This is a genomic window from Bradyrhizobium sp. MI1.7 (assembly GCF_055811795.1).
On the sequence record NZ_JBVVPO010000066.1, the window covers coordinates 41,150 to 47,396 of the forward strand.

The 6,247-nt window shown below is 64.5% G+C and carries 5 protein-coding genes; all 5 read right to left on the reverse strand.

Features of this window, described 5'->3' with window-relative positions; all coding sequences use genetic code 11:
* Positions 1-2 precede the first annotated feature (2 nt).
* Positions 3-1,211: a vWA domain-containing protein gene (locus AC0L3X_RS37620; protein ID WP_063985564.1), complete on the reverse strand. Its 1,209-nt coding sequence runs from the start codon at positions 1,209-1,211 to the stop codon at positions 3-5.
* Positions 1,208-2,074 (reverse strand): AAA family ATPase, encoded by an 867-nt coding sequence (locus AC0L3X_RS37625; RefSeq protein WP_063985565.1) that lies wholly within the window; start codon positions 2,072-2,074, stop codon positions 1,208-1,210. Before AC0L3X_RS37625 ends, AC0L3X_RS37620 begins: the two co-directional genes overlap by 4 nt.
* A gap of 153 nt (positions 2,075-2,227) precedes the next feature.
* Positions 2,228-4,648, reverse strand: a complete 2,421-nt coding sequence (locus AC0L3X_RS37630; protein WP_063985566.1) for an aerobic carbon-monoxide dehydrogenase large subunit — start codon at positions 4,646-4,648, stop codon at positions 2,228-2,230.
* On the reverse strand, positions 4,645-5,145 hold the full coding sequence (locus AC0L3X_RS37635; protein ID WP_063985567.1) for a (2Fe-2S)-binding protein: 501 nt from the start codon (positions 5,143-5,145) through the stop codon (positions 4,645-4,647). Before AC0L3X_RS37635 ends, AC0L3X_RS37630 begins: the two co-directional genes overlap by 4 nt.
* A gap of 13 nt (positions 5,146-5,158) precedes the next feature.
* Positions 5,159-6,022 carry an FAD binding domain-containing protein gene (locus AC0L3X_RS37640; RefSeq protein ID WP_283017728.1) on the reverse strand — a complete coding sequence of 288 codons (864 nt, stop codon included), beginning with the start codon at positions 6,020-6,022 and terminating at the stop codon, positions 5,159-5,161.
* Positions 6,023-6,247 lie beyond the last annotated feature (225 nt).

The window sequence follows — 6,247 nt, forward strand, 5'->3', positions numbered from 1 at the left end:
CCTCAGAGCTTCGCCAAATAGGGTTCGAGCGCGCGCAGGCTTTGCAGCGAATTCGCGGGCGCATAGAGATCGACATGCGGCAACGCAGCTCTTATGCCCCGCGCTTCGGGCGTGTAGCCCTCCCACGCCATCATCGGGTTGAGCCAGACGATGCGGCGACAGCGCCGGTGCAACGCCGCCATCTCGCGGCCAAGCAATGCGGCATCCCCGGTCTCGTAGCCGTCGGACACGATCATCACGCAGCTGCGGGAATGGATCACGCGCGCGGCGTGCCAGCGATTGAAGGTTTGCAAGCACTCGCCGATCCTGGTGCCGCCACCCGCGCCTTGCGCCATGATCGAGAGCCGGTCGAGCGCGCGGCCGGCATCCTTCTCCTTCATCGCATCGGAGACATAGGCGAGCCGCGTGTGGAACAGGAACGCCTCGGCCTCGCGGAACTGGTCGAGCACACCGTGGATGAAGCGCAGGAAGACTGACGTGTACATGCTCATCGATCCCGAGGCATCGAGCAGCACGACGAGCCGCAACGGCTTGTCCTTGCGCTGGCGTTTCACCAGGCTGATAGGAACGCCGCCATGGCTGATGTTGCGATGAATGGTGCGGCGGAGATCAAGCCGGTAGCCGCGCCGGCGCGCGAGATCGCGCCGGGTCAGCCGCGTGCGCATTGCCTTGGCGAGCGCTGCTGCGGCCTCATGGGCCTGCGCGACCTGATCTGGATCGCTCAGCTTTCGGAAATCGACCTCGGCAAGATTGTCGGCGCGTGAAGCACCTTCCATGCGGCCCTCGCCGGAGCGGCCTTCCGGCGCGTCGTCGGAGGACGGAAGCTGGTCGACGGCGGACTGGTTACTGCCCTGCTCCGCCGCCTTTTCTTGCAAGCTTTTCAGCGAAGGATTGCTGGCGCCCGGCGCGGATCCAATCGTGCGGGAACGCGAGCGCACACGCTTCCCGAGCCAGAATGCATCGAACAGCCCGTCGAACTTGTCCCAGTCGGATTTGCGTGCCGAGAACAGGTGCTTGAACGCCGCGCGCAGCAGGTTCGGCCGGGCCGCATAGCCCGATGACATCAGCGTCGCCGCATCCTGCCCCTCGGCAAGCCCGACGCGAAAGCCGGCCTCGCGCAGCGTGCGCAGGAACGCCGCAAGCTTCGCGGAGACGAGGCGCGAGACCTCGTTGAGGTCATCATATCCGGGGCTGGAGCCACAGCAGCTCATGCGACCTTTCCCAGCAGGCGCTGCGTCACCTCTGGCGTGACACGGGCGCGGTCTTCGTGAGTCTTCAACAGGCAGACGAGCGTCTCATGCACAGTCTCGGGTGCGTCGTGAAGATTGGTTACGTCGAGGCCGACGAGAGCTGCCGCCCAATCCAGCGTCTCCGCCACGCCCGGGACTTTTCGCAGTTCCTCCTTGCGCACACCCTCGACCATGCGCGCGATCTGGAGCGACAGCGACGGGCTGGCGCCCATGACGCGCGTCAGGATGATGCGAGTCTCGCGGTCGACGTCGGGATATTCGACATAGTGATAGAGGCAGCGCCGGCGCAACGCGTCGGACAGTTCGCGCGTGCCGTTCGAGGTCAGCACGACATGCGGGATCGTGACGGCCGCGATCGTGCCGAGCTCGGGGATCGAGACCTGGAAGTCGGACAGCAATTCCAGCAGGAAGGCCTCGAACTCGTCGTCGGCCCGGTCGATCTCGTCGATCAGCAGCACCGGCGCCCTCGGCCGGCGGATCGCGGCGAGCAAGGGGCGCTCGAGCAGGTATTTTTCCGAGAACACCTGGTCCTCGATGCTATCGCTGCCACGATGGGCCTGGATCGCCAGCAATTGGCGCTGGTAATTCCACTCGTAGAGCGCGGAGGACTGATCGAGGCCCTCGTAGCATTGCAGCCGGATCAGCTCGGTCGCGTGCACTTTTGCAAGTGCTTTCGCCACTTCCGTCTTGCCGACGCCCGCTTCGCCTTCGAGCAGCAGCGGACGCCGCAACAATTGCATCAGCGAGATCGCGGTCGCAAGGTCCGCATCGGCGATATAGCCCGATGCGGCCAAGGCTTGCGCGATCTCGTCTCGATTCTTCATTGGTCCTCGAACTAAATGCCGCACGTTCCGTGGCCTTCATGGTTCGAGACGCGCGAAGACGCGCTCCTCACCATGAGGGTCTATGACCTCATCCTGAGGAGCGGCGCGTACGCCGCGTCTCGAAGGATGAAGGCCCGGCTTTCGCCAATCACCCTACGCCACCGCGCCCAGATCCTTCGCCGCCTTCCAGTTGCGCCAGAAATCATGCGGCATCTGGATGTGCGTGGAGCCTAAGAACGAGAACGCGTCGTTGACGGCGTTGGAGAAGGCCGGCACGCCGCCGACATTCGGGCTTTCGCCGACGCCCTTGGCGCCGATCGGGTGATGCGGCGACGGGGTGACAGTGAAGTCGGTCTCCCAATGCGGCGTCTCCACCGCGGTCGGCATGAAGAAGTCCATGAACGAGCCGGTGACGACGTTGCCGACCTCGTCGTAGCGGATCTCCTGGCCCATCGCGATGGCGAAAGCTTCGGTGAGGCCGCCATGCACCTGACCCTCGATGATCATCGGGTTGATGCGGGTGCCGCAATCGTCGAGCGCGTAGAAGCGCCGGACCTTGTACACGCCGGTATCGACATCGATGTCCATCACGCAGAGATAGGCGCCGAACGGATAGGTCATGTTGGGCGGATCGTAATAGCTGACCGCCTCCAGCCCGGGCTCCATGCCTGGCGGCACCGAGTTGTACGCCGCCCAGCAGATATCCTTCATCGACATGAACTTCTCCGGCAGGCCCTTCACCCGGAAACCGTCGATGTCGAATTCGAGATCGTCCTCGTGGACCTCGAGCTTGTAGGCCGCGATCATCTGCGCCTTGGCCTTGATTTTTCGCGCAGCCATCGCGATCGCCGCGCCCGCCACCGGCGTCGAGCGCGAACCGTAGGTGCCGAGCCCGTAGGGCGCGGTGTCGGTGTTGCCCTCCTCCACCATGATGTTGTCGGCGGGAATGCCGATCTCGGTCGCGATGATCTGGGCCCAGGTGGTCTCGTGACCCTGGCCCTGGCTCTTGGTGCCCATGCGCGCGATGCCCGCACCGGTCGGATGCATGCGGATCTCGCAGGAATCGAACATGGCGATGCCGAGGATGTCGCAGTTCTTCGACGGGCCAGCACCGACGATCTCGGTGAAGAAGGAGATGCCGAGCCCCATGATCTCGCGGGTCTCCCCCCGCGCGAACGCGGCACGCTTCTCCGCCTGCTCCTTCCGGAGCGCGGCGTAGCCGGTCGTCTCCATCATCTTGCGCATGGCGGTGTGGTAGTCGCCGGAATCGTATTCCCAGCCGAGCGCCGAGTGATAGGGGAACTGCTCCGGCTTGATGAAGTTCTTCAGCCGGAGTTCAGCGGGGTCCATGTTGAGCTTCTGCGCCAGAATATCCATGGCGCGCTCGATGCAGTAGGCCGCCTCCGTGACGCGGAACGAGCAACGGTAGGCGACGCCGCCCGGCGCCTTGTTGGTGTAGACGCCATCGACAGCCAGATGTGCGGTCGGGAAGTCATAGGAGCCAGTGACGATGTTGAAGAAGCCGGCAGGCCATTTCGACGGGTCGGCGCAGGCGTCGAACGCACCGTGATCGGCGAGCACGTGGACACGAAGGCCGGTGACCTTGCCGTCCTTGGTCGCGGCGATCTCGGTGGTCATGTGATAGTCGCGCGCGAACGAGGTCGCGGTGAGGTTCTCGATGCGGTCCTCGACCCATTTCACCGGCTTGCCGGTGACGATGGAGGCCACCGCCGCACAGATATAACCGGGATAGGCGCCGACCTTGTTGCCGAAACCGCCGCCGATGTCGGGCGCGATGACGTGGATCTTGTGCTCCGGAATTTTTGCGATCAGCGCCACCACGGTGCGGATCACGTGCGGGGCCTGGAACGTGCCGTAAATCGTCAGCTCGCCCTTGAACTTGTCGAAGGAGCAGACGCACTGGCAGGTCTCCAGCGGCGATGGATGGGTGCGGTGGTAGGAGATCATCTCCTTGATCTTGACCTCGGCCTTGTTGAAGGCCGCGTCGGTCAATTCCTTGTCGCCGACGGTCCACTCGAAGATGTGGTTGTCGTGCTTGCGCGGACCATGCGCGCCGGACATCTTGCCGACGAGATCCTCGCGCAGCACCGGCGCATCCTTGTCCATCGCCTTGAAGGGATCGACCAGCGGAGGCAGCGGCTCGTATTCGACGACAACCGCGTTGATGCCGTCATCCGCCGCATAGCGGTCGGTGGCGACAACGAAGGCGACCTCCTGATTCTGAAACAGCACCTTGCCGTCGGCCAGAACCATCTGCACGTCGCCGGCCAAGGTCGGCATCCAGGCGAGGTTCACGGTCTTCAGCGTCTCAGCGGTGATGACCGCGAGCACGCCGGGCACCTTTAGCGCCGCGCTGTCGTCGATCTTCTTGACGCGCGCATGCGGATGCGGCGAGCGGACGAAGTCGCCGTGCAGCATGCCGGGCAGCTTGACGTCGTCGACGTAATTGCCCTTGCCCTGGGTGAAGCGGATATCCTCGACGCGCTTGCGCTTGCAGCCCATGCCTTCGAGTGCGGCGGTGCGTTGTTCCCGCGTGGGAGTGAGGTCGTTCATTCTGCGGCCTCCTGGAATTCCACGCCGTTGATCTTTGCGGCGGCGTATTGAATGGCTTTGACGATGTTCTGGTAGCCGGTGCAGCGGCAGATGTTGCCGGAGATGCCCATGCGGATTTCCGGCTCGCTCGGCGAGGGATTTTCCTTCAGCAGCCGATGCGCGCGGACAATCATGCCGGGCGTGCAGAAGCCGCATTGCAGACCGTGCATCATGCGGAAACCTTCCTGGAGCGCCGAGAGCGTGCCGTCGGCATTGGCCATGCCTTCGATCGTGGTGATGTCACTGCCATCGGCCTGCACCGCAAACATGGTGCAGGACTTCACCGACATGCCGTCGATATCGACGGTGCAGGCGCCGCAATGCGTCGTCTCGCAGCCGATATGGGTGCCGGTCATCTGCAGATTCTCGCGGATGAAATGCACCAGCAGCGTGCGCGGCTCGACGAGGCCTTCGACCTCGGCGCCGTTCACCTTCATGGTGACGTGTGTTTTAGCCATCGATCCCTCTCCCTTACTTCGCGACAGCGGCGGCGCGCTGAAGCGCGCGCGTCACCATGATGCCGCCGACATGTTTTCGGTATTCGACCGGGCCGCGGGCATCCGCAGCTGGCGCCATGATCGCTGCGGCCGCAGCGGCGGCCTTCTTCAACGTCGCCGCATCGAGGCTGGTGCCAATCACGGCCTTGGCGGCATCGGCAGCCAGCAGCGGCGTCTCGTGGACGTTGGTGAGCCCGATCGCGCAGGTCGCGACCTTGCCACTCGCCATGGTGAGAACGACGGCGGCGGCGGCGGTGGCGTAGTCTCCGACCTTGCGCTTGAGTTTTTCGTAGGCGTAGCCGTGGCCGGCCGCGGGCACGGGAACCGAGACGGAGGTCAGGATCTCGCCCGGCTCGAGCGCGGTGAAATAGGCGCCCTGATAGAAGTCGGCCGCCGCGACGTCGCGGGAGCCACCCGGGCCTTCGAGGCGATAGGTTGCCCCCAAGGTCATCATCAGCGCCGGCATGTCGTTGCCGGGATCGCCATTGGCGACATTGCCGCCGATCGTGCCGCGGTAGCGCACCTGCGGGTCGGCGATCAGCAGTGCCGCTTCATGCAGGATCGGCATCGACTTGGCAACGTCGTCCGAGACCAGCAGCTCGTGCTGGGTGGTCATCGCGCCGATGACCAGATTGTTGCCGTCGCGGCTGATGCCCTTGAGGGCGGCGATGCCGTGCAGGTCGATCAGATGGGCGGGGGTGGCGAGCCGAAGCTTCATCATCGGCACCAGGCTATGCCCGCCGGCCAGAGGCCGGGCATCCTCGCCGAGGTCTGACAATAGCTTGACGGCATCGGCGACACACGCCGGCCGGTGATAGCTGAATGAGCCTGGGATCATCATCTCCTCCTCGTCGTCCTTTGCGCGTGACGGCGCGGACGTTGAGGGGAGGCTCACTCCGAGAGGGGCGCGCCGCAATCATTCGGGCACGGAACAGCGGATTTCGCACGAGTTGCGGCGGGGAACGCACGAATTGCGTCAGGGGTAGCGACGTATGGCGGCGGCCACTTACCCTCCCCTGGAGGGGGAGGGTCGCTTCGCATGGAGCGGAGCGTAATGCGGAGC